Annotated in this window: 21 protein-coding genes; 18 read left to right on the top strand and 3 right to left on the bottom strand. The window is 62.8% G+C overall.

The annotated features are described in order from the left end of the window. A complete protein-coding gene (locus tag VNT00_RS13255) occupies nt 1-1,473 on the bottom strand; it encodes an aldehyde dehydrogenase family protein (RefSeq protein WP_325588208.1) in 1,473 nt (490 codons plus the stop codon). A 218-nt stretch (nt 1,474-1,691) separates the two neighbouring features. Here VNT00_RS13255 and VNT00_RS13250 point away from each other — a divergent pair, with 218 nt between their 5' ends. The 17 genes from VNT00_RS13250 (at nt 1,692) to ureG (ending at nt 16,861) form a co-directional block, all read left to right on the top strand. Continuing rightward, on the top strand, nt 1,692-2,603 hold the full coding sequence (locus VNT00_RS13250) for a LysR family transcriptional regulator (protein ID WP_325588206.1): 912 nt from the start codon (nt 1,692-1,694) through the stop codon (nt 2,601-2,603). Between the two features lie 64 nt (nt 2,604-2,667). Further along, nucleotides 2,668-3,267 (top strand): TMEM175 family protein, encoded by a 600-nt coding sequence (locus VNT00_RS13245; RefSeq protein WP_325588204.1) that lies wholly within the window; start codon nt 2,668-2,670, stop codon nt 3,265-3,267. A 201-nt stretch (nt 3,268-3,468) separates the two neighbouring features. Next, nucleotides 3,469-4,368, top strand: coding sequence for a lipid A hydroxylase LpxO (gene lpxO / locus VNT00_RS13240; RefSeq protein ID WP_325588202.1), 900 nt, complete (start codon nt 3,469-3,471; stop codon nt 4,366-4,368). 33 nt (nt 4,369-4,401) lie between these two features. Then, nucleotides 4,402-4,911 (top strand): PACE efflux transporter, encoded by a 510-nt coding sequence (locus tag VNT00_RS13235; protein ID WP_325588200.1) that lies wholly within the window; start codon nt 4,402-4,404, stop codon nt 4,909-4,911. Nucleotides 4,912-5,324: 413 nt separating this feature from the next. Further along, nucleotides 5,325-6,575, top strand: coding sequence for an urea ABC transporter substrate-binding protein (gene urtA / locus VNT00_RS13230; protein WP_325588198.1), 1,251 nt, complete (start codon nt 5,325-5,327; stop codon nt 6,573-6,575). 15 nt (nt 6,576-6,590) lie between these two features. Then, on the top strand, nt 6,591-8,240 hold the full coding sequence (urtB, locus tag VNT00_RS13225; RefSeq protein WP_325588196.1) for an urea ABC transporter permease subunit UrtB: 1,650 nt from the start codon (nt 6,591-6,593) through the stop codon (nt 8,238-8,240). Further along, the gene (gene urtC, locus VNT00_RS13220) at nt 8,237-9,361 is read left to right on the top strand and encodes an urea ABC transporter permease subunit UrtC (protein ID WP_325588194.1); all 1,125 of its coding nucleotides are present in this window, start codon (nt 8,237-8,239) and stop codon (nt 9,359-9,361) included. Before urtB ends, urtC begins: the two co-directional genes overlap by 4 nt. 1 nt (nt 9,362) lies before the next feature. Further along, nucleotides 9,363-10,208 carry an urea ABC transporter ATP-binding protein UrtD gene (gene urtD, locus VNT00_RS13215; RefSeq protein ID WP_325588193.1) on the top strand — a complete coding sequence of 282 codons (846 nt, stop codon included), beginning with the start codon at nt 9,363-9,365 and terminating at the stop codon, nt 10,206-10,208. A gap of 1 nt (nt 10,209) precedes the next feature. After that, entirely contained in the window at nt 10,210-10,908 is a 699-nt protein-coding gene (urtE, locus tag VNT00_RS13210; RefSeq protein ID WP_325588191.1) for an urea ABC transporter ATP-binding subunit UrtE, read from the top strand. A gap of 36 nt (nt 10,909-10,944) precedes the next feature. Further along, on the top strand, nt 10,945-11,799 hold the full coding sequence (locus tag VNT00_RS13205) for an urease accessory protein UreD (protein WP_325588189.1): 855 nt from the start codon (nt 10,945-10,947) through the stop codon (nt 11,797-11,799). A 14-nt stretch (nt 11,800-11,813) separates the two neighbouring features. Beyond that, nucleotides 11,814-12,116 (top strand): urease subunit gamma, encoded by a 303-nt coding sequence (locus VNT00_RS13200; RefSeq protein WP_325588187.1) that lies wholly within the window; start codon nt 11,814-11,816, stop codon nt 12,114-12,116. Nucleotides 12,117-12,162: 46 nt separating this feature from the next. Beyond that, a complete protein-coding gene (locus tag VNT00_RS13195) occupies nt 12,163-12,786 on the top strand; it encodes a HupE/UreJ family protein (RefSeq protein WP_325588185.1) in 624 nt (207 codons plus the stop codon). Between the two features lie 32 nt (nt 12,787-12,818). Next, nucleotides 12,819-13,124 (top strand): urease subunit beta, encoded by a 306-nt coding sequence (locus VNT00_RS13190; RefSeq protein WP_325588183.1) that lies wholly within the window; start codon nt 12,819-12,821, stop codon nt 13,122-13,124. Next, the gene (ureC, locus tag VNT00_RS13185; RefSeq protein WP_325588181.1) at nt 13,124-14,839 is read left to right on the top strand and encodes an urease subunit alpha; all 1,716 of its coding nucleotides are present in this window, start codon (nt 13,124-13,126) and stop codon (nt 14,837-14,839) included. The genes VNT00_RS13190 and ureC overlap by 1 nt, the downstream gene beginning before the upstream one ends. A gap of 2 nt (nt 14,840-14,841) precedes the next feature. Beyond that, a complete protein-coding gene (ureE, locus tag VNT00_RS13180; RefSeq protein ID WP_325588179.1) occupies nt 14,842-15,501 on the top strand; it encodes an urease accessory protein UreE in 660 nt (219 codons plus the stop codon). A 5-nt stretch (nt 15,502-15,506) separates the two neighbouring features. Next, on the top strand, nt 15,507-16,196 hold the full coding sequence (locus tag VNT00_RS13175) for an urease accessory protein UreF (RefSeq protein ID WP_325588177.1): 690 nt from the start codon (nt 15,507-15,509) through the stop codon (nt 16,194-16,196). A gap of 11 nt (nt 16,197-16,207) precedes the next feature. Next, nucleotides 16,208-16,861, top strand: coding sequence for an urease accessory protein UreG (gene ureG / locus VNT00_RS13170; RefSeq protein WP_325588175.1), 654 nt, complete (start codon nt 16,208-16,210; stop codon nt 16,859-16,861). A 6-nt stretch (nt 16,862-16,867) separates the two neighbouring features. Here ureG and VNT00_RS13165 read toward each other — a convergent pair whose 3' ends face one another. Beyond that, nucleotides 16,868-17,479 carry an FmdE family protein gene (locus VNT00_RS13165; RefSeq protein WP_325588173.1) on the bottom strand — a complete coding sequence of 204 codons (612 nt, stop codon included), beginning with the start codon at nt 17,477-17,479 and terminating at the stop codon, nt 16,868-16,870. A gap of 152 nt (nt 17,480-17,631) precedes the next feature. Beyond that, complete coding sequence (locus VNT00_RS13160; RefSeq protein WP_325588171.1) at nt 17,632-19,443, bottom strand: hypothetical protein; 1,812 nt, start codon at nt 19,441-19,443, stop codon at nt 17,632-17,634. A 187-nt stretch (nt 19,444-19,630) separates the two neighbouring features. Here VNT00_RS13160 and VNT00_RS13155 point away from each other — a divergent pair, with 187 nt between their 5' ends. Beyond that, a complete protein-coding gene (locus VNT00_RS13155; protein WP_325588169.1) occupies nt 19,631-21,031 on the top strand; it encodes a chloride channel protein in 1,401 nt (466 codons plus the stop codon). Nucleotides 21,032-21,044: the final 13 nt, after the last annotated feature.

The following is a 21,044-nucleotide window of genomic DNA, read 5'->3' as shown; positions in this document are numbered from 1 at the left end:
TCAGGCGAACTTCACGTTGACGTTCTTGGTGTAGGTGAACTCCAGCAGTTCCTCGAAGCATTCTTCGCGGCCGATGCCCGACTGCTTGACGCCGCCGAACGGGGCGCCGATGAAATGCTGGCTGGTGTTGTTCACCCAGACGAAGCCCGTATGGATGCGCCGCGCGGCCCGATGGGCCGTGTCCAGGTCGCGCGTCCAGATGGAGCCCGTCAGGCCGAACTCCACGGCATTGACGTCTTTCCATAATTGCTCTTCATCTTCCCAGCTGAACACCGAAAGCACCGGGCCGAACACCTCTTCGCGCGCCAGCCGCATATGCGGCTTCATGCCGGCGAATATCGTCGGCTCGAAGAAGAAACCGTCTTTCAGCTCCGGCGCGTCGGGCTGCCTGCCGCCGCACACCAGGCGGGCGCCCTCGTCGAGGGCGGACTTCACGAAGCCCTGAACTTTTTCAAGCTGCGCGCGGCTGACCAGCGAACCCATGGTCGTCGCGGGATCGGTCGGAATGCCGGGCTTGTGCCTTTCGGGCAGCACCTTCGCCACACGGCCCAGCACCTGGTCGTGGATGTCGCGGTGCAGAAAGACTCGGCTCGTCGAACCGCAGCTTTGGCCGGACCAGGTGAAATTCATGCCTCCGACGATGCCATCGACCAGCCGGTCGATATCGGCGTCCGGGTAGGCCACCAGCGCATTCTTGCCACCCAGCTCCAGCAGCACGGGCTTCAATCCGTCGGCCGCGCTTTTCATGACCGCCTTGCCGGTCGGCACGCCGCCGATCAGGGTGATCTTGCGCACCAATGGGTGCACGGCCAGCGCTTCGCCGCACTCGCGGCCGCCGCACAGGAAATTGACCACGCCTTTCGGAAAGATGGAACCGATCAGCTCGGCAAGCCGGATGATGGACAGCGGCGCCTGATCGGGGGACTTGACCACCACGGTGTTGCCCGCCGCCAGCGGCGCGGCGATGCGCAGCGCCGCGAACATCAGCGGATGGTTGTAGGCGACGATACGCGCCACCACGCCCAGTGGTTCACGCACCGAATAATTGAGGTTGCCGTTCCCCATCGGCAGGGTTTCGCCCTTGACCTCGGTCGCCAGGCCGGCGAAATAATCGATGCCGTCGGCGGCGAAATCCGCATCCTTGGCGAGAATCGAAACCGGGTTGCCGTTGTTCAGCGAGTCGAGCAGCGCCAGCGAATGCGCATGCTCCCTCAACACGGCGGCGGCCTGGTGCAAAAGCCTTGCCCGTTGAAGCGGCGGCGTTGCCGCCCAGGCCGGAAACGCATCCTGGGCCGCCCGCACAGCGGCGTCGACGTCGCGCGCATCCGCCACGGGCGCCTTGGCAATGGGTTCGTTGTAGGCGGGATTGATGGTGTCCGCATAGACACCGGCCTGGGGCTCATGCCAGGCGCCGCCATAGTAAAGCGCCCGCCGCTGGGGCAAAACGCCATCCGGGATTTGATCTGCACGCATGAAAGCAACCTTCCTTCTATGGGTGGGTACGGAAAACAGGCTCGAAGCGGCGCCGGAACTGGCGATCGCCGTGTGCCCACCGTTGGTCTTCAGACGTATGCTAGGTTGCCAAAACATATACGTCTAATCGATAATTAAGCAATCATTCATAGCCATATGGCTATGAATTCTCTTTTTTCTCTTTTTCCCCTTTTCCCTTTTCCTGCGAGGCAACGCCCATGCGCGGACTCAATGCCCACGTCACCCTCCAGAAGCTGGAGGTGTTCTGCACCGTTGCCGAACTGCGCAGCGTCACGCGCGCCGCCGACTACCTTTGCATCACCCAGCCTGTCGTCACCTCCCATATCCGCAGCATGGAGGACAAGCTGGGGGCCAAACTCATACGCCGCGAAGGACGCGGCATCGTGCTGACGCCAACCGGGCTGAAGGTGCTGGAATGGGCCCGGGACGTCGTGCGGCGCACCCTGGAAATGGAACGCGAAATCGGCGCGGCCACGCCCTTCGGCACAGACAAGGTGGTCGTCGGCGCCTCGATGAGCGTGGGCACGTACCAACTGCCCGGCCTGATCTGCGACTTCCAGACGGAACATCCAGACGGCCAGGTCGAACTGTCGATCTCCAACCCCAAGATCGCCCTGGAGGACGCGCGAACCGGCGAATGCGACATGGCGGTGGTCGTTCTTTCCCCCGAACAGCGCCTGGACGGCCTGGCGGTTCATGCCTTATGGAACGAACCGCTGTTGCTGGTGAGCGCGCCGCACAGCAAATGGGTCGGGCGAACCGCCACGCGCGAGCAAATATCGAAACTGCCGTTCATCAGCACCACCAGCGGGCGAGTCATGAAGCACCTCGAAGAAAGCCTGCTGCGCACCAGCGGCATCGCCTCCCGGCGCATCGTGCTGGCGCTTGGCCACCCCGAAGCCCAGAAAACAGCCGTGCTGCGCGACTTCGGCGTCTGCCTGCTGTTCCGGTCGGCCGTGGCCGACGAACTGGAGCGCGGCACTTTGCGCAGCGTCGAAACCCCCGAATTCGGCATGTCCGTCCCCATCTATCTTGCCCACCGGAAAGACAAGAACTTTTCCCCGTTCCAGCTCAGGTTCAAGGAACACATGGAATCCGCAAACCCCTGACTGGACAAAACCCGCCGGCTTGTGCGTAAATTTGCGTTCTTGAACCAGGGCCCAGGAGAAAAGCATGGAGAAAAATCGCCTTGAAGCCTTCAGCGACGGTGTGCTGGCGATCATCATCACCATCATGGTGCTCGAAATGAAGGTGCCGCACGAGCCCACCTTTCCCGCGCTGCTGTCGGTGCTGCCCGTATTCCTCAGCTACGTATTGAGCTTCATCTACGTAGGCATCTACTGGAACAATCATCACCACATGCTGCATCTGGCCGGCAAGGTCAACGGCGCCATCTTGTGGAGCAATCTTCACCTGCTGTTCTGGCTTTCGCTGCTGCCCTTCACCACAGGCTGGATGGGCGAGAACCATTTCGCTCCCGTCACGCTGTTCCTGTACGGCGTAAACCTGCTGTGCTGCGCCATTGCCTATGTCATCCTGCAAAGCCGCATCATCAGGCAGCAAGGGCCGGGCTCGGTGCTGGCGCATGCAGTAAGCCGCGACTTCAAGGGCAAGATCTCACCCGTCCTCTATCTGCTCGGCATCGGCACGTCGTTCTTCTCGCAATGGGTATCCGGCGCGTTCTACGTCATTGTTGCCTGCCTGTGGCTAATACCCGACAGACGGGTGGAAAGGGAAATCGCGCAGCATATTTCCCAGAACCCCCCTCAATAGCCCTGCAGACGCCCGGAACGGCCCGTCCAGGCCCGTGAAAGCCCGGCAACCGGGCATGCCGGCGATGGCGGCACGGCAAGAGGCCGCCCTTTTGTCAAGGCATCCGGCGCCCCTTGGCATACAATTACCGCATCGCGCTCCCAAGCGGCTGGCCGGGCCTTGCGTAGCCGGGCCACAGATTCTTCTTATGCATTCATCGTCATGATCAAAATCCTTGTTGTGCTCTTCATTGCAGCCAGCGTCCTCTATGTGCATTTCCGCGGCAAGGTGCGCTTCCGGTTCTTCCGCCAGCTTTCGGATCACTCCAGCTTCATGGCGCCCATCAATGCCTTCCTGTACATGTTCTCGAAGGTGCCGGATCGCGCCTACCATTCGCAGGACGAATTCCCCGAGCTCAAGGCGCTGACCAGCCGCTGGCAGGAAATCCGCGACGAGGCGCTGACGCTGCAAGGACACATCAAAAGCTCGCAAAAGCTCGACGACCTGGGCTTCAACTCGTTTTTCAGCCGGGGCTGGAAGCGCTTTTACCTTAAGTGGTACAGCGACAACCATGAATCGGCGCGCCAGCTTTGCCCCCGAACCACCGAGATCCTCAACGGCATCCCCAGCATCAAGGCCGCCATGTTCGCCGAGCTGCCGCCTGGCAGCAAGCTGATGAAGCACCGCGACCCCTACGCCGGCTCGATCCGCTACCACCTCGGCCTGGTCACGCCCAACGATGACCGCTGCTTCATCAACGTGGACGGCATTCCCTATAGCTGGCGCGACGGCGAGGCGGTGCTGTTCGACGAAACCTTCATCCACTACGCCGAGAATCAGTCGGAGGCGGATCGCATCATTCTGTTCTGCGACGTAGAACGACCCATGAAGTACCGCTGGGCGGCCGCCGTCAACCATTGGTTCGCGCGCAACGTCATGGCTGCCGCCTCGTCGCCCAACGACGACAACGACCGCACCGGCGGGCTGAACCGCTCGTTCAAGTACATCCAGAAATTCCGCCTGGCGGGCAAGCGGCTCAAGCAAAAGAACAAGCCGCTGTACTACATCATCAAGTGGCTGCTGCTGGCCGGCATTCCCATCGGGCTGATCTCGTTGCTCTAGGGCCTGCCCACAGGCTCCGGGCAAGGGGGGGCGATGACTGCCCCTTGCCCAACACCCGCTGAAACCACCTGGGTCTCGAACACGCGAGGCCTGAAACCCATGACCGCAATGCGCACCAGCAAAGACCGAATCCGGCACACCCTGCTTTTTGAAGCCATCGCCCTGGCAATCGTCACTCCCGCCGGCGCGCTGCTTTTCGACCTGTCCTTTGCCAGCATGGGCATCCTCAGCGTGCTCGCCTCCCTTGTGGCGACCGTCTGGAACTATCTGTACAACTACGGCTTCGACCACGCAATGCTCCGGCTGACGGGATCGACCGCGAAAAGCCTGCCGCTGCGGGTCTTCCACGCCGTGGCCTTCGAAGCCGGCATGCTGGCCATCATGCTGCCGCTGGTGGCCTGGTATCTTGGCATCAGCCTTTACATGGCCTTCATGATGGACATCCTGCTGGCCGCCTTCTTTATGGTCTACGCCTTCATCTTCAACTACGCCTACGACTGGATATTCCCCATACCGGCCGCGCAGGTGAAAACCCAGTCGTAGCTGCGCACGCCGGCAACGCTCCGCCACGCACCTGTTTGACGCATCCGCTCCCATATAGCGGTGCGCCGGCGCACCATCATCAGCCATAGCTGCGCCGCGGCGCGCGAAATCATCGCCCCCAGAAGGGGCGTTTCGCATTGGGGCGGCCCTGCGGCGGAACGGTACCCCCACGCTTCACCGCTTGCGCGGTTTGCTGCCCCCCGAGGGGGCTTTTTTGCCTTGGGGCGGCCCTACGGCAAAACAGTACCCCCACGCTTCACCGCTTGCGCGGTTTGCTGCCCCCCGAGGGGGCTTTTTTGCCTTGGGGCGGCCCTACGGCAAAAAGACTGGCACGGTTATTGCTTAGTGTGGTGTATCGGGCATTTTGCATCGCGGGCCCGCCTTCGACTGTCCTTCTTTTATCTGGAGCCATCATGCAACGTAGACGAGTTCTCAAGCAACTAACCGCCGCCAGCCTGTTCGCCCTGTCGGGCTGGATCCCGCAAGTGTTTGCCGCCGATACGATCAAGGTAGGCATTCTTCATTCCTTATCCGGCACGATGGCGATTTCCGAGACGTCGCTCAAGGACGTGGCGTTGATGACCATCGAGGAAATCAACGCCCATGGCGGCGTCATGGGCAAGAAACTGGAGCCCGTCATCGTCGACCCCGCCTCCAACTGGCCTCTTTTTGCCGAAAAGGCGCGCCAGCTCCTGGCGCAAGACAAGGTGGCGGTCGTCTTCGGCTGCTGGACGTCCGTTTCGCGCAAATCCGTGCTGCCGGTTTTCAAGGAATTGAACGGCCTGCTGTTCTACCCCGTGCAATACGAAGGCGAAGAGCTGGAGAAGAACGTGTTCTATACCGGGGCGGCGCCCAACCAGCAGGCCATTCCCGCCGTCGAATACCTGATGAGCGAAGACGGGGGCGGGGCAAAACGGTTCGTGCTGCTTGGCACCGACTACGTCTATCCCAGGACGACCAACAAGATCCTGCGCTCGTTCCTGCACTCGAAGGGCGTCAAGGACAGCGACATCAAAGAGATCTACACGCCGTTCGGCCACTCCGACTACCAGACCATCGTGGCGGACATCAAGCAATTTTCCGCGGGCGGGAAAACAGCCGTCATCTCCACCATCAACGGCGATTCGAACGTGCCGTTCTACAAGGAACTGGGCAATGCCGGCATCAAGGCCACCGACATCCCGGTCATCGCATTCTCGGTGGGCGAGGAAGAGCTTAGAGGCGTGGACACCAAGCCCCTGGTCGGGCACCTGGCGGCCTGGAACTACTTCGAGTCCATCAAGAACCCCGTAAACGCCGCCTTCGTCGAGAAATGGAAGGCCTACGCCAAGGCGAAGAACCTGCCCAATGCCGGCACCGTGGTCACCAACGACCCCATGGAAGCCACCTATATCGGCATCAATATGTGGAAGCAGGCCGTCGAAAAAGCCAAGTCGACCGATGTGGACAAAGTCATTGCCGCCATGGGCGGACAGACATTCAAGGCGCCGGACGGCTTCACGATAGAAATGGACAAGACCAACCATCACCTTCACAAACCGGTATTCATCGGCGAGATCCGGGCCGACGGCCAGTTCAACATCGTCTGGAAAACCAAGGGCCCAATCCGTGCCCAGCCTTGGAGCCCGTACATTCCGGGCAACGAAGGCAAGCAAGGCCTTTAATTGAACGGAGCCATCATGTTCGTCAACGGGCCCGCCATGTTCATCGCCACGATCCGGACCATCGCCCTTGCGCTGCTCCTGGCATTGCTGCTGTCGGCGGCGGCCATGGCGGCGGGGGCCGGCACAGTCGACCCGGCGCTGCTCGCCCCCTTGGCGAGCGGCGATACCCGTGCCAAGCTGCAGGCAATCGAACAGCTCGGCGACGCCTCCAGCCAGGAAGCCGTCACAGTGCTGGAGGCGTTGGGCAGCGACAAGCTGTACGTCACCGCCCAGGGAAGAATCCTCGTCTCGGACGACGCAAAACGCGCCGTCGATCCGGCCACAGGCCAGGAACAAGTTTTGCCGGAGGACGCGGAAACCATAGTCCTCAACAACCGCCTGCGCAGCGCCATTGCGGACGCCCTCGCTACCTCCAGGATACTTTCAAAAGAGGCGCCAACACGCCTTGCGGCGGCCAGGCATCTCCAGAAAAGCAGCGACCCGGCGGCGCTGGCGCCCATCACACGCGCGTTGGCACAAGAAACAGACTCCGAAGTGCGCACCGCTTTGGAAACGGCGCAGGCCGGCCTGGAATTGAAAAGCCCGGATCCCGCCATCCGCGAACATGCCGTGAACCTTCTTGGCTCAACCGCCAATGCGGCCTTCCGCCCCGCCTTGGCCGCCTTGCTCGTACAGGATGCCGGCGGCGCCTTTGCCGAACCCGATGCCAACGTGCGCGCAAGCGCGGCAACCGCGATCTCGCGCATCGACAGGCATCTGGCCGCCATAGAGTGGGCCGGCAATATTTTCTATGGCCTCAGCCTGGGCAGTGTGCTGCTTCTGGCCGCACTGGGGCTGGCCATTACGTTCGGGCTGATGGGCGTCATCAACATGGCCCACGGCGAGCTGTTGATGATAGGCGCATACATCACCTACGCCGTCCAGCTTCTGTTCCAGCGGTTCGCCCCCGCGTGGCTGGACTGGTACGTGCTGGCCGCCCTGCCCGCGGCTTTCCTGGCGACGGCCGCGATAGGCATGGCCCTGGAGCGCACGGTGATCCGCCGGCTGTATGGGCGGTCGCTTGAAACCCTGCTGGCGACCTGGGGCATCAGCCTCATCCTGATGCAGGCCGTGCGAACCCTGTTCGGCGCGCAAAACGTCGAGGTCGCCAACCCATCCTGGATGTCCGGCGGCATAACGGTGCTTGGCGGACTGGTGCTCAGCTACAACCGTCTTGCCATCATCGTCTTCGCCTTCCTGGTCGTGGCGTTCGTGTGGCTGATACTGAACCATACGCGCATAGGCTTGTTCGTGCGCGCCATTACCCAGAACCGGCAGATGGCCGACTGCGTGGGCGTTCCAACGGGCCGCATCGACATGCTGGCCTTCGGCATCGGCTCGGGCATAGCCGGCCTGGGCGGGGTGGCGTTGTCCCAGTTGGGCAATGTGGGGCCCGACCTGGGCCAGAACTACATCGTCGACTCGTTCATGGTGGTCGTGCTTGGAGGCGTCGGGCAACTGGCCGGCACCGTCGTTGCGGCAATGGGCCTGGGCGGCGTCAACAAGCTGATGGAACCCTATGCGGGCCCCGTCATCGCAAAAATAGCCATCCTGGTGCTGATCGTGCTGTTCGTACAAAAACGCCCGCAAGGGCTGTTCGCACCCCGGGGGAGAAGCGCGGAATGATCTCTGTCCACCAGCGCGCGGGCCGTTATGCCTTGCAACCGAACCTGTTTTCCCCGGCAGCCTGGACCGCGCTGCTGATTGCCGTCGTCGTTCTGGCGTTGCTGCCGCTGATGAACCTGTCGTTTCCGCCGGGCCATCCGCTGCATGTCTCATCATACGCGGTCAGCCTGATCGGCAAGTTCATGTGCTACGCCATGGCCGCGCTGGCGCTGGACCTGGTGTGGGGCTACGCCGGCATACTATCGCTGGGCCATGGCGTATTCTTCGCGCTGGGCGGCTACGCGCTGGGCATGTACCTGATGCGATCCATCAGCCACGACGGCGGCCAGCCGGCCGGGCTTCCAGGTTTCATGACCTTCCTGAGCTGGCACGAATTTCCCTGGTATTGGGCGTTTACCGACCACTTCCTGTACGCCGTTCTGCTGGTCGTCCTGGTTCCTGGCGCGCTGGCCTTCGTCTTTGGGTATCTGGCCTTTCGCTCCCGCATCAAGGGCGTGTACTTTTCCATCATTACACAAGCCTTGACCTATGCCGCCATGCTGCTTTTCTTCCGCAACGAGACCGGCTTCGGCGGCAACAACGGATTCACGGGATTCAACCGCATCCTGGGCTTCGACATTACTTCGCCCCAGACCCGGGCAACGCTTTACTGGGCAACGCTGCTCATGCTGGCGGGCTGCCTGGTGGCGGCCCGCGCCATCACCCAGTCCAAGCTTGGGCGCGTCCTGACGGCGCTGCGGGATTCCGAAAGCCGGCTGCGCTTCATCGGCTACGACCCCGCCGGCTTCAAGCTCTTCGTCTGGGTCGTCTCGGCCATCATGTGCGGAATCGCGGGCGCCCTGTACGTGCCCCAGGTGGGCATCATCAATCCCAGCGAGATGTCCACGCAGAACTCGATAGAGATGGTCATCTGGGTGGCCATGGGAGGCCGGGGAACCTTGATCGGCCCCATCGTGGGGGCAGGGGTGGTGAACGGCCTCAAGACCTGGTTCACGAGCGCGCTTCCCGAATTCTGGCTGTATGCGCTGGGCCTGATTTTCGTGCTGACGACGATGTTCCTGCCCCAAGGCATCGTGGGCCTTGCGCGCCGGATTGCGCAAGGCCGTTCTGGAAGGAAATGACATGAATCCCTCCCAATCGACCCAAATCGTCGACGCATGCGACGAAGGCGCCGGCGGCAATGCCTCGTACGGCCGCCCGGCGCCCTCCGGTGTGGACACCACCCACGGCGTCATCGTCTATCTGGACGGAATCACCGTCGACTTCGACGGCTTCAAGGCACTGAACAACCTGACCCTGGATATCGGCGTCGGCGAACTGCGGTGCATCATCGGCCCCAACGGCGCGGGCAAAACCACCATGATGGATGTCATCACAGGCAAGACCCGGCCTACCTCAGGCACGGCCTTCTTCGGGCAGAACATCGACTTGGCCATGCTCAGCGAAGCTCAAATCGCCCACGCCGGCATCGGCAGGAAATTCCAGAGGCCCACGGTTTTCGAAAACCACACCGTTTTCGAGAACCTGGAACTGGCCATGAAAGCCGACAAGCGCATCGCGCCGACCCTGTTCTCGCGGCTATCCGGCGAGCAAATCGATGCCATAGAAGCTACGCTGGAACTGATACGCTTGAAGGAATCGGCGGGGCGCCTTGCCGGCCTGCTTTCCCATGGGCAGAAGCAATGGCTGGAAATCGGCATGCTGCTCATGCAGGAGCCGCAATTGCTCTTGCTGGACGAGCCCGTGGCGGGAATGACCGACGCCGAAACGGAACGAACCAGCGAGCTGCTGAACGAATTGAAGGGCCGCCACTCGCTGATGGTGGTCGAGCACGACATGGACTTCGTCGCCCGTATCGCAGGCCAGGGCAAGGTGACCGTGCTGCACGAGGGCTCGGTGCTGGCCGAAGGCACCATGGAACAAGTCCAGGCCGACCAGCGGGTCGTCGAAGTCTATCTGGGGCGCTGACATGCTGCAAGCCAAGGCAATACACCAATACTACGGCGGCAGCCATATTCTTCGCGACGTCTCGCTCCGGCTGGAGCAGGGCGAATGCCTGGCGCTTCTGGGCCGCAACGGCGTCGGCAAGACCACGCTTCTGAAATGCCTCATGGGTGTGGTTCCCATCGGTTCCGGCAGCATCGAGCTCGACCGCAACCCCGTCACCCGCATGGCCCCCCACCAGCGCGCCGCTCTGGGCATGGCCTACGTACCACAGGGACGCGATATTTTTTCCCGGCTGACCGTCGAGGAAAACATCCTGATGGGCCTGGCCTCCAAGCCCGCGGCCCGCGCCCGCCGCATCAAGCAAGAGATCTTCGACCTGTTTCCGGTTCTCGAGACCATGCTGGCCCGGCGCGGCGGCGATCTGTCGGGGGGCCAACAGCAGCAGCTTGCCATTGCGCGGGCGCTGGTGGCGGAACCCCGGTACATCCTCTTCGACGAGCCGACCGAGGGCATCCAGCCGTCCATCATCAAGGATATCGGCAAGGTCATACGACTGCTGCGCGAACGGGGCGACATCGGCATCCTGCTGTGCGAGCAGTATTTCGATTTTGCCCGCGAACTGGCCGACCGGTTCATCGTCCTCTCACGCGGCGAGGTGGTCTCCACAGGCGACAAGACCCAGATCGACGGCGATGATGTGCGCCGGCATTTGTCGGCGTAATATACGCAAGATCAACCGATCACGAGACTCCTGGACATGGCCGCGCTTCCGGACGAATGGCATGCCGCGCTGCAGCTCTCTTTTTTGCGCCAAGAACAGCGCAGGACCGTGCTCGCCGGGCGCAAGCACGAAGGTCCCCTGCTCGTCCAGAAAGCGCTCTATCCCGAAGGGCCGCAAGTCTGCCATGTCGCCATCCTGCACCCCCCATCGGGCATAGCCGGCGGCGACACTCTTTCCATAAGCATCCATGTCGGCCAGGACGCGCATGCCCTGCTGACCACCCCGGGAGCAACCCGCTGGTACAAGGCGAACGGCAGGCGCTCGGCCCAGGATGTCGATATCCGCGTCGAACCGGGCGGGCGCCTGGACTGGCTGCCGCAGGAAAATATTTTTTTCGAACAGGCCGACGCTCGGTCGAGCACCCGGCTGCATCTGCAGACCGGCGCCGGCGCCATAGGCTGGGAAATCACGCAGTTGGGCAGCATTCAAAAGCCCTCGCACTGGGACGAGGGGCGCATTTTGCTCGATACGCAGATTTCGCTGGATGGGCGCCTCATATGGCTGGACTCTGGTGAACTGGACGCAGGCAGCCCTTTTCGCCATAGCCTCAACGGGCTGGCCGGCTATCCCGTACTGGCAACCCTGTGGGCGTTCGGAACCGGCCTGAGCACCGAACAGGTCGACGGCCTGGCCCAGGATCTGCCCTGGACCGACACCCTGCGCATGGGCCTGACCCATATGCCGCAAGAAAACGGACAAGGGCTCTGTCTTGTCCGGGCGCTGGGCGTGCATGCGCAAGATGTAAAAACCAAGCTTATCGAGCTATGGCAGCACTTGCGGCCCTTGCTGCTGGATATCGACGGCGCCCCTCTGCGCCTGTGGAAAACCTGAAAGAGGAAACATCGATGGAACTTACCCCCCGAGAAAAGGACAAGCTGCTCATCTTCACGGCGGCGCTGCTTGCCGAGCGGCGCAAAGCGCGCGGCGTGAAGCTCAACTACCCGGAAGCGGTGGCGCTGATAAGCGCCGCCCTGATGGAGGGCGCTCGCGATGGCCGGACGGTGGCCGAGCTCATGCATTACGGCACGACCATTCTCACGCGCGACGACGTCATGCAAGGCATACCCGAAATGATTCCCGACGTCCAGGTGGAAGCCACCTTCCCGGACGGCACCAAGCTCATCACCGTGCATCACCCCATCCTCTGACCCACAAAGTCGTTCGTGCGCAACCTATGAATTTCTGGAGCCTTCCATGACCACCCGCTCTTCGCTTCGCGCCGCCGGCATCTTCGCCGCCCGCACCCTCGGCCTGGCCTTTCTGGCGCAGGCCGCCGCCTTCGCCCATCCCGGGCACGAACTGCCCATAGCCGGCAGCATGCTCGCCGCGGGCTTCGTACACCCCCTTACGGGGCTGGACCACCTGTTCGCGATGATCGCCGTGGGGCTCTGGGCCGCATCGACACATGAAAATGTTCGACAGGCCATCTGGACGCCCATCAGCTTCCTGTGCCTGCTGCTTTGCGGCGCGCTCATGGGTATTGCCGGCATCGGCGGGGCCGGCGCCGAACCGATGATCATGGCATCGCTCTTCGTGCTGGGGCTGCTGGTTGCAAGTCGGCGATCCATGCCCGGCTGGGCCGCCGCGGCGCTTGTCGGCCTTTTCGCTGTATTCCACGGCATTGCGCATGGGGCCGAGCTTCCCGCCAACGGCAGCGCCGCCGCTTTCATCGCGGGATTCATGCTTAGCACGTTGATGCTGCACGGCGTGGGGCTGGCGGCCGGATTTGCCTTGAAACGGCGTGGCGCTTGGCTGACGCGCATGGCCGGCATCGGCATCGCCGCCTACGGCGTTGCCCTGTTCACCATGGCCGCCTGATCCAGGCGCCATACATTCTTGGAGAAACCAGAATGATTCCAGGCGAAATACTCGTCGAGCCCGGCCATATCGAGCTGAACCGCCAGCGCGCCACCCGCAGTCTCGATGTCGTCAACACCGGAGACCGCCCCGTGCAAGTGGGCTCGCACTACCATTTTGCGGAAACCAATTCGGCGCTGCAATTCGATCGCGCCGCCGCGCGAGGCTGCCGCCTGAATATTGCCGCGGGCACCGCGGTACGATTCGAACCCGGCCAGAAACGAACCGTCGAAATCGTGGAGTTGGCGGGCGACCGCCATGTATACGGCTTTCATGGCGACATCATGGGAGCACTGTGATGGTTGATATTTCACGTCAAGCCTATGTCGAGATGTTCGGCCCGACCTTCGCCAACGGAACCGGCGACCGCGTGCGCCTGGCCGACACCCAGTTGCTGGCCCAGGTCGAAAAAGACCACACCGTTTTCGGAGAAGAAGTGAAGTTCGGCGGCGGCAAGGTCATACGCGACGGCATGGGCCAAAGCCAGCGCGCAAGCGCCGATTGCGCCGACACCGTCATTACCAACGCGCTCATCATCGATGCCGTTACCGGCATCGTCAAGGCCGACATCGGCATCAAGCATGGCCTGATCTCGGCCATCGGCAAGGCCGGCAACCCCGACATACAGCCGGGCGTCACCATCGTCGTGGGGCCGGCCACCGAAGTCATCGCGGGCGAAGGCATGATCGTTACCGCCGGAGCCGTGGATTCGCACATCCACTTCATCTGCCCGCAGCAAATCGACGAAGCGCTGGCCAGCGGCGTCACGACCATGATAGGCGGCGGCACGGGCCCGGCCACGGGAACGCTGGCCACGACCTGCACCCCTGGCCCCTGGCACATTGCCTCGATGCTTAGCGCGCTGGATGCCTTTCCCATGAACATCGGCCTGCTGGGCAAGGGCAACGCCAGCGATCCGCGCCCGCTGTTCGAGCAGGTCGAGGCGGGCGCCATAGGTCTCAAGCTGCACGAAGACTGGGGCACGACTCCCTCGGCCATCGATACCTGCCTGGGCGTCGCCGAGAAAACCGACGTCCAGGTCGCCATTCACAGCGACACGCTGAACGAGTCGGGCTTCGTCGAAGACACCTTCCGGGCATTCAAGGGCCGCACCATCCATTCCTTCCACACCGAAGGCGCCGGCGGCGGCCATGCTCCCGACATCATCCGCGCCGCGGGCATGCCCAACGTCCTGCCGGCATCCACCAACCCCACCATGCCCTTTACCGCCAATACCATGGATGAGCACCTGGACATGCTGATGGTGTGCCACCACCTGGATCCCTCCATCGCCGAGGACGTCGCATTCGCGGAAAGCCGCATTCGCCGCGAAACGATCGCGGCCGAGGACATCCTGCACGACCTGGGCGCGTTTTCCATCATGAGCTCGGATTCGCAAGCCATGGGCCGCGTCGGCGAGGTTGTTCTGCGCACCTGGCAGACCGCCGACAAGATGAAGGCCCAACTGGGCGCCCTGGAAGGCGACAGCGCCCGGGCCGACAACGAACGCATCAAGCGCTATATCGCCAAGTACACCATCAACCCGGCGCTGACCCATGGAATCGCACATAAGGTCGGCTCGATCGAGCCGGGCAAGCTGGCCGACATCGTGCTGTGGCGACCGGCATTTTTCGGCGTGAAGCCCAGTCTCGTCCTTAAAGGCGGAATGATCGCAGCCGCTCATATGGGCGATCCGGGCGCTTCCATCGCCACGCCTCAACCCGTGCATTTCCGCCCCATGTTCGGCAGTTTCGGCAAGGCCGTCAAAACGTCGCTCACCTTCGTTTCCCAGGCTGGGCTGGCCAACCCGCAAGTGCATGCGCTGGGCCTGGCCAAGACGCTCGAAGCGGTGCACGGCTGCCGCAGCGTGAAAAAGAAGGACATGGTGCGTAACAACTGGCTGCCCCATATCACTGTCGATCCGCAAACCTACCAGGTCATGGCAGACGGCCGGCTGCTAAGCTGCGAACCAGCTGCCGTCCTGCCCATGGCCCAACGCTACTTCCTATTCTGATCATGCGCATCGTCAAAAAACACCTGCATGGCGTCAAGGTTGCCGCGGCGCTTACCCGCCACGCCCCCAGGGCTGTCCTGCCATTCGAGCTGCGGCGCCGCAGCCGGCAAAAGCTTACCCTGGACAACGGCGAGGAAATCGGCCTTGCCCTTTTGCAGGGCACGGTCCTGGCCCACGGCGATCTGCTCCTGGCCGACGATGGAAAATTCATTGTCGTCCAGGCCGCCCCGCAATCCGTCCTGAGGGTAACGGCCAACACCGCGACGCAGCTGACGCGCGCCGCCTACCACCTTGGCAACCGGCATGTGCCGCTGGAAATCGGCGAGGCTTACCTACAGCTGGAGCACGACCCGGTGCTCATGGACATGCTAAAGAAGATAAGCGGCGTGGCCGTCGAACAGGTCGAGGCGCCGTTCGAACCCGAGACAGGCGCCTACGGCGGCGGCCACAAGCACGGCCACGACGCCACCTTCGAAGAAGACTACGCCCTGGCCCAGGCGGCCTACGCCGTACACGGCCATGAGCATGGCGACCACGGGCACAAGCACGAACATGGCCACGACCACAGGCATGATCACGATCACGCCGCCGGGCACGGACACGGCGGCCATCATGACGCCAACCCGAACCGCCCCGACGACTCCGGCGATACGTCCAGATAGCATCCATGGAAACAGCCCAGCTTGCCGCCCTGCTGCAACTGTCTTCGCCGGCCCTGCCCATAGGCGGCTACAGTTATTCGCAAGGCCTGGAGGCAGCCGTCGAAACGAAGATCGTCACCGACGAAGCCAGCGCCGGCCGCTGGATCGCCGAACAGTTGGAACTGGTCGTCGCGCAATGCGAAGCCCCGGTCTGGCTCCTGTTGTTCCAAGGCTGGGCAAGCCGCGATCCGGCTCGCATTTCATACTGGAACGACTGGTTTCTCGCCTCGCGCGAGACACGGGAAATGCGCCAGGAAACCGCGCAAATGGGCTGGTCCTTGGCCAGGCTGGCCAAAGACCTGGCATGGGGCGAGCCCGACGCGCTGGACCATCTGCTTGCCCCGGCCACCATCACCCTGCCCACCGCCCATGCATACGCCGCGCACGTCCTGGGTATGGATGATCGGGCCGGCCTTGCGGCATATCTGTTCACCTGGCTGGAAAACCAGGTCATGGCGGCCGTCAAGACCATTCCGCTGGGGCAGATTGCGGGACAGCGCATTCTCGACTCCACGCGCCGGCAAATACCCTACGTCTGCGAGGAAGCCGCGCAAAGGGCTGCGCAAGACCCGCCACGCCTACACACGCTGGCGCCCCAGTTCGCCATCTTGTCGTCTCGCCACGAAAGCCAGTATTCCCGTCTATTCCGCTCTTGAAAGGTCACGCCATGTCCAGCTCACGCAAAACCTCCGCCGCATCCTCTTTGCGCACCAAGCCCCTGCCCCCGCTGCGCATAGGCGTGGGCGGCCCTGTCGGCTCGGGGAAAACCACCTTGCTGGAAATGCTGTGCAAGCGGATGTCCGAAAAATACGATCTGGTGGCCATCACCAACGACATCTACACCAAAGAAGACCAGCGCCTGCTCACGGTTTCGGGCGCGCTGCCGCCCGAACGCATCATGGGCGTGGAAACCGGCGGCTGCCCGCACACCGCCATCCGCGAAGATGCTTCCATCAACCTGGAAGCCATAGACCAGATGCTGGGCCGGTTTCCCAATGCCGACATCGTCTTCGTCGAATCGGGCGGCGACAACCTGGCCGCTACGTTCAGCCCCGAACTGTCGGACCTGACCCTGTATGTCATCGATGTGGCGGGCGGCGAGAAAATACCTCGCAAAGGCGGCCCCGGCATCACCAAATCGGACCTGTTGATCATCAACAAAACCGACCTGGCGCCTTATGTGGGCGCTTCTCTGGCAATCATGGAAGAAGACGCGGGGCGTATGCGCGGCGAGCGCCCCTTCGTGATGGGCAGCATCAAAAGCGGCAAAGGCCTGGACGAGATCATTGCCTTTATCAAAGACCGGGGCATGCTGGCGTAGCGGGAGTCACGCAGAACCGGCAGCCACCGTCACCAGGCCCAAAACGTCCGCTTGATCGAATATACGCCGAACCCGGTCCTGCCACATCTGGGCAAACTGGCGTTTCTGTTCTTCCGAGGCGCCGGCATCCAGGGCTTTATGCAATGCCGGCATCATTTGGGGTGAGGCCGGAACCGCGCCCGCATTGAAGCTTGCCGTTGCCTGGGCGCCCGTATCCAGGCGCTGGAACCGGATCGTGCCGTCGATCGGCGCATTGAAAAACAATAGATTGCGCCGGTCGAACCGCCCGCCCAGACCCTTGAAGCCGTTGTCCGTGGTGGCCCCCGTAATGAAGGCCGCCACATTGGCCATGACGCCGGTCACGCCGTCCTGCTGGCCGTCGCGGAATTCCACCCGGATGGCGCCGCGCTCCGGCAGGTCGTCGCCGTAAAGCGTTTGCAGCGCCTTGATGGTCATAAGATAGGCGCCGGCGACCGTCGGGCACGAATGCCCGGCCAGCTTGACGATTTCAGGGTAAGAATACCGAATGACGCCGTCACTGGCCGCGCCCAGGAATTGGGCCAGGGGATCGCGCAGGGTAATGGTGGGGGTCGTATCGAAAAACGAAGGGAAGCTCATGGTGTATTCCTGGTCTCTACCTTGAAGCGGCTGGGTGGATGGCTTGCCGCGTCGGAGGGCGCGCTTGCGCCCACTGGAGAAACTATAGTGCCGGCACGCCGAAAATCGGGCAGAACCCGGACGGCAAACGTGGATACCCGGCGCGCACAACCCTAAGCACCGAACGAAGCCGCCAGGCGCCGCACCAATCGGTCCGTGCGCTCTTGCGCCGCTGCATCGCCCGACCCCGTGCCAACGGCCACGCACTCCCCCTCGATCCGTTCGGCAAAATCGAACCTGTCCACGGGAAGGCCAGTCTGGAGCAGTTCGTCCGTTTGCGCAACCAGAATCAATGCGCCGACGTTCTTGTTCATGAGCAACGCCATGGTGCGCGCGAAAAGCCCCTGAACCGCCATGGGCATCAGCCGGCCGCCTGGCTCCAGGGTTTCGGCATGGGTGGTTACGTAGCAGGCATGGCCCTGGCCCATCCATTGCTGTTGCACCGCCCGCGCCCTGGCCGCCGCGTTCCCGCCGCCCACGACCACCCCGATGGGAATGCGGCCGTTCCCGTGCATGATCCGCCCCATCAATGCCTGCAGGGTATTCAGCGAGCTTTGGCTGGCGCCGAGCAGCGGCGCGGCATTGACCTCGTTGATGGCGGCGCCGTTCTCGTGCCAGGGGCGCGTAATATCCAGGGAAATGATATCGACGCCCGCGATGTCCAGCCCGAAAAGGGCCGCGGCCTGAACCGCTATGGCCACATTATCGGCGTGCAGCGTCGTCGAATAGTCCACATCCAGTCCGCCCCACTGTGTCGACTCGATGCGACGCAGCGGCGCCCATTGGCCGGCGTCCAGCACGGTATCCATCGTCAGCCCGGCTCGGGCCAGCACCTCTTTGGCCAGGTCGTCCTGCGGATAAAGCGGCTGCCTGTTCCAGATAGGGATGTCCATTTGCCGGTCGTTCGCCGCCTGTATGCATTGCGCGACCGTCATCCGCCCATCGCCCTCGACGGCAATAGGCATGCGCTTGACCGTATACAGAACCTTCCCGCGCACGACCAGAAGGCGATGGCAGACACCGGGGATGGCGCGCTCGACCAGCACCTCCCTGGAAAACTGCGCGGCATGCCGGAAGGCTTGCCGCAGCGCTTCCTCGGTGCTCACGTCGACCGTAACGCCCTCTCCCCGGTCGCGGTCGGCGGGTTTCACGACCAGGGAACCGCCAAGGTCCTGCGCGGCCTTCACGGCGCTGTCCTCGTCCAGAACCAGATGATGATCGGGCACCGGCAATCCTGCCTGGCGCATCCATTGCGCCGCCATGAATTTGTGCTGGGCCGCCTCGGCGCCTATCAGGGAGTCGGTCCCCGCCTTGCTGCGCAGGATGCGCAGCGCGTGCCGGCCCCACCCCAGCTGGAAAATGCCATTGCCCAGATGCCGCCATGGAACGCCGCACTCGCCCGCGGTGCGTAGAATATGGATGGACGATTTCCCCGCCGGCAATATGGACAGCAGAGGCTGCAGCACGCGCTCCTGCAATTGCTGGTAAAGCGCCTCGGGCCTGGCGGGAAGGCTGGAAGCGGCGGCCGCCTCCAGGATGAGGGTTGTCGCCGAGTTATAGGCCAGGTGGGAGGACTGCACCGGAATGAAATCCACGCGCGGCACGGCGACGGTGCACAGCCAGGCACCCGGATGATCCGCATCGGGGCGGCAGGACAGGATGCGACCCGGCTCGAACACCGGAATGCGGGCGGCGCGCTGCAGCCCGGCGGCTATTTGCAGAATGCGCCACATCAGCCGTATCGCGCCGTTGGGCTCGTTTTCGTCGCCGCCCTGCAGCGGCATGGCCAGCTTCCGGGACAGCCATGCGTCGAACTCCTCCCAGTCGATGTTGGACGGACACTGGCCTATCCGGATCGTCAATGCCTGATCCGGCTGGCGCAAGCCGTTGTGAAAACCCGCGTAGTTCAAACTGTCGACGATCATGGCCTGTTTCTGTGCATTATTGGGTTCGGTGCCCGAATGGTTTCGCCAACTATACCGAAAAGCCGGCAAGCCGCACGAAGCACGCCCGGCCGGCTTACCCGCCATGGCAATGGGGTTTCGGCTGTAAAATTCCACCGCCCCGCCCCAGAAACTCCTTTGCCAGCCCATCCATAACACAAGCCCCGCCATGCCGCGCGTCAATCTCGTCGAACCTGTCGTCATGCTGGCCACCGTCATACAGTGGCTGGTTCTTGCCAGCATTACCGGAGTCGTCGTGGGAGCCGGCACCAGCATTTTCCTGCACGGCCTGTTCTTCTTCACGGATGCAACGGCCTCGGTGCCTCTATGGCTGCAAATGACGCTGCTGCCTGTGGGCGGCCTGCTGAACGGCCTTTTGCTGTACTACGGCTACAAGCGCAACACCACCGGTCTGAAGGATTCGATCATCGCCGCTGTGCACAAGCAGTCGGGCAAAATGCCGTTCAAGACGCTGGCAATCAAGCCCATTGCCGCCATCATCACACTGGCCTGCGGCGGCTCCGCCGGGAAGGAAGGGCCTTGCTCCCACATCGGCGGTTCGCTGGCCTCGGGCATCGGCCGCATTTTCAAGCTGAACAGCGAATTGCAAAAGCGCATCGTGGCCTGCGGCGTCAGCGCGGGCTTTGCCAGCGTATTCGGCACCCCCATCGCCGGGGCCATATACGGCGTCGAGGTGCTGGCCATCGGCCGCATTCGGCACGACTTTCTGTTTCCAGCCATCGTGGCCGGCATCACGTCCTTCGAGATCAGCAAGTTTCTTGGCATTCCCTACCAGTACTACAGCCTGAACCTGCTTCCCCAGTTTTCCGAGATCCTGTTCATCAAGACCATCGTCATCGGCATACTGTGCGGCATCGTCGCCTGGATATTCGTGGACATGGTGGGGCTGGTGCGGGCGGCATTCGGCCAGCTGCGCATGAAATCCAACCTATGGCCCCCGCTCATGCCATTGCTTGGCGGCCTGCTGCTTGCGGCCCTGATTCTCGTCATTCCCACGGACTACCTGGGCTTGAGCCTGCCCCTCATGGACAAGGCGCTGGACGGCCAGGCCATGCCTTACCTAGGGTTCTTCTGGAAAACGCTGCTGGTGGCGATTACCCTGGGCTCCGGCTTCTACGGCGGCATCGTGACCCCGCAATTCGTCATCGGAACCATAGCCGGCAACGCTTTCGCGCCGCTGCTTGGCCTCAGCCCCTCGCTGGGCGCGGCCGTTGGCCTGGTGGCCGTGGTGGCCTCGGCGTCCAACACCCCAATCGCCGCCGTGCTCATGGGCATGGAGCTGTTCGGCGGAACCATTGGAACCGTCTACCTGGCGGGCGCCGGCATCGCCGCCTACCTGATCATCGGGCACCGCAGCGTCTACCCCGACCAGCTCATCGCCTATTCCAAATCGTCCTGGCTGCAAGTACGGCCGGACATGCCTTTGGGACAGGAAAAAATACACCTTTCCTACGGCTTGCTGAGATGGTGGGGGCAGTTCCGCGCCAAGCAGGGCCCCCGCTACTGGCGGCAATTGCTGGCATGGTGGCGGCAAAGCAAGCAGCAATAGCCCGCAAACACTT

It is taken from the genome of Eoetvoesiella sp., from assembly GCF_035555955.1.
Classification (GTDB): Bacteria; Pseudomonadota; Gammaproteobacteria; order Burkholderiales; family Burkholderiaceae_B; genus Eoetvoesia.
This window is presented reverse-complemented; position numbering and strand designations above follow the sequence as displayed.

What these genes read in the sequence shown, in the direction of transcription:
- VNT00_RS13255 (WP_325588208.1), bottom strand. Translation starts at nt 1,473, where the DNA reads ATGCGTGCAGATCAAATCCCGGATGGCGTTTTGCCCCAGCGGCGGGCG.
- VNT00_RS13250 (WP_325588206.1), top strand. Translation starts at nt 1,692, where the DNA reads ATGCGCGGACTCAATGCCCACGTCACCCTCCAGAAGCTGGAGGTGTTC.
- VNT00_RS13245 (WP_325588204.1), top strand. Translation starts at nt 2,668, where the DNA reads ATGGAGAAAAATCGCCTTGAAGCCTTCAGCGACGGTGTGCTGGCGATC.
- lpxO (WP_325588202.1), top strand. Translation starts at nt 3,469, where the DNA reads ATGATCAAAATCCTTGTTGTGCTCTTCATTGCAGCCAGCGTCCTCTAT.
- VNT00_RS13235 (WP_325588200.1), top strand. Translation starts at nt 4,402, where the DNA reads ATGACTGCCCCTTGCCCAACACCCGCTGAAACCACCTGGGTCTCGAAC.
- urtA (WP_325588198.1), top strand. Translation starts at nt 5,325, where the DNA reads ATGCAACGTAGACGAGTTCTCAAGCAACTAACCGCCGCCAGCCTGTTC.
- urtB (WP_325588196.1), top strand. Translation starts at nt 6,591, where the DNA reads ATGTTCGTCAACGGGCCCGCCATGTTCATCGCCACGATCCGGACCATC.
- urtC (WP_325588194.1), top strand. Translation starts at nt 8,237, where the DNA reads ATGATCTCTGTCCACCAGCGCGCGGGCCGTTATGCCTTGCAACCGAAC.
- urtD (WP_325588193.1), top strand. Translation starts at nt 9,363, where the DNA reads ATGAATCCCTCCCAATCGACCCAAATCGTCGACGCATGCGACGAAGGC.
- urtE (WP_325588191.1), top strand. Translation starts at nt 10,210, where the DNA reads ATGCTGCAAGCCAAGGCAATACACCAATACTACGGCGGCAGCCATATT.
- VNT00_RS13205 (WP_325588189.1), top strand. Translation starts at nt 10,945, where the DNA reads ATGGCCGCGCTTCCGGACGAATGGCATGCCGCGCTGCAGCTCTCTTTT.
- VNT00_RS13200 (WP_325588187.1), top strand. Translation starts at nt 11,814, where the DNA reads ATGGAACTTACCCCCCGAGAAAAGGACAAGCTGCTCATCTTCACGGCG.
- VNT00_RS13195 (WP_325588185.1), top strand. Translation starts at nt 12,163, where the DNA reads ATGACCACCCGCTCTTCGCTTCGCGCCGCCGGCATCTTCGCCGCCCGC.
- VNT00_RS13190 (WP_325588183.1), top strand. Translation starts at nt 12,819, where the DNA reads ATGATTCCAGGCGAAATACTCGTCGAGCCCGGCCATATCGAGCTGAAC.
- ureC (WP_325588181.1), top strand. Translation starts at nt 13,124, where the DNA reads ATGGTTGATATTTCACGTCAAGCCTATGTCGAGATGTTCGGCCCGACC.
- ureE (WP_325588179.1), top strand. Translation starts at nt 14,842, where the DNA reads ATGCGCATCGTCAAAAAACACCTGCATGGCGTCAAGGTTGCCGCGGCG.
- VNT00_RS13175 (WP_325588177.1), top strand. Translation starts at nt 15,507, where the DNA reads ATGGAAACAGCCCAGCTTGCCGCCCTGCTGCAACTGTCTTCGCCGGCC.
- ureG (WP_325588175.1), top strand. Translation starts at nt 16,208, where the DNA reads ATGTCCAGCTCACGCAAAACCTCCGCCGCATCCTCTTTGCGCACCAAG.
- VNT00_RS13165 (WP_325588173.1), bottom strand. Translation starts at nt 17,479, where the DNA reads ATGAGCTTCCCTTCGTTTTTCGATACGACCCCCACCATTACCCTGCGC.
- VNT00_RS13160 (WP_325588171.1), bottom strand. Translation starts at nt 19,443, where the DNA reads ATGATCGTCGACAGTTTGAACTACGCGGGTTTTCACAACGGCTTGCGC.
- VNT00_RS13155 (WP_325588169.1), top strand. Translation starts at nt 19,631, where the DNA reads ATGCCGCGCGTCAATCTCGTCGAACCTGTCGTCATGCTGGCCACCGTC.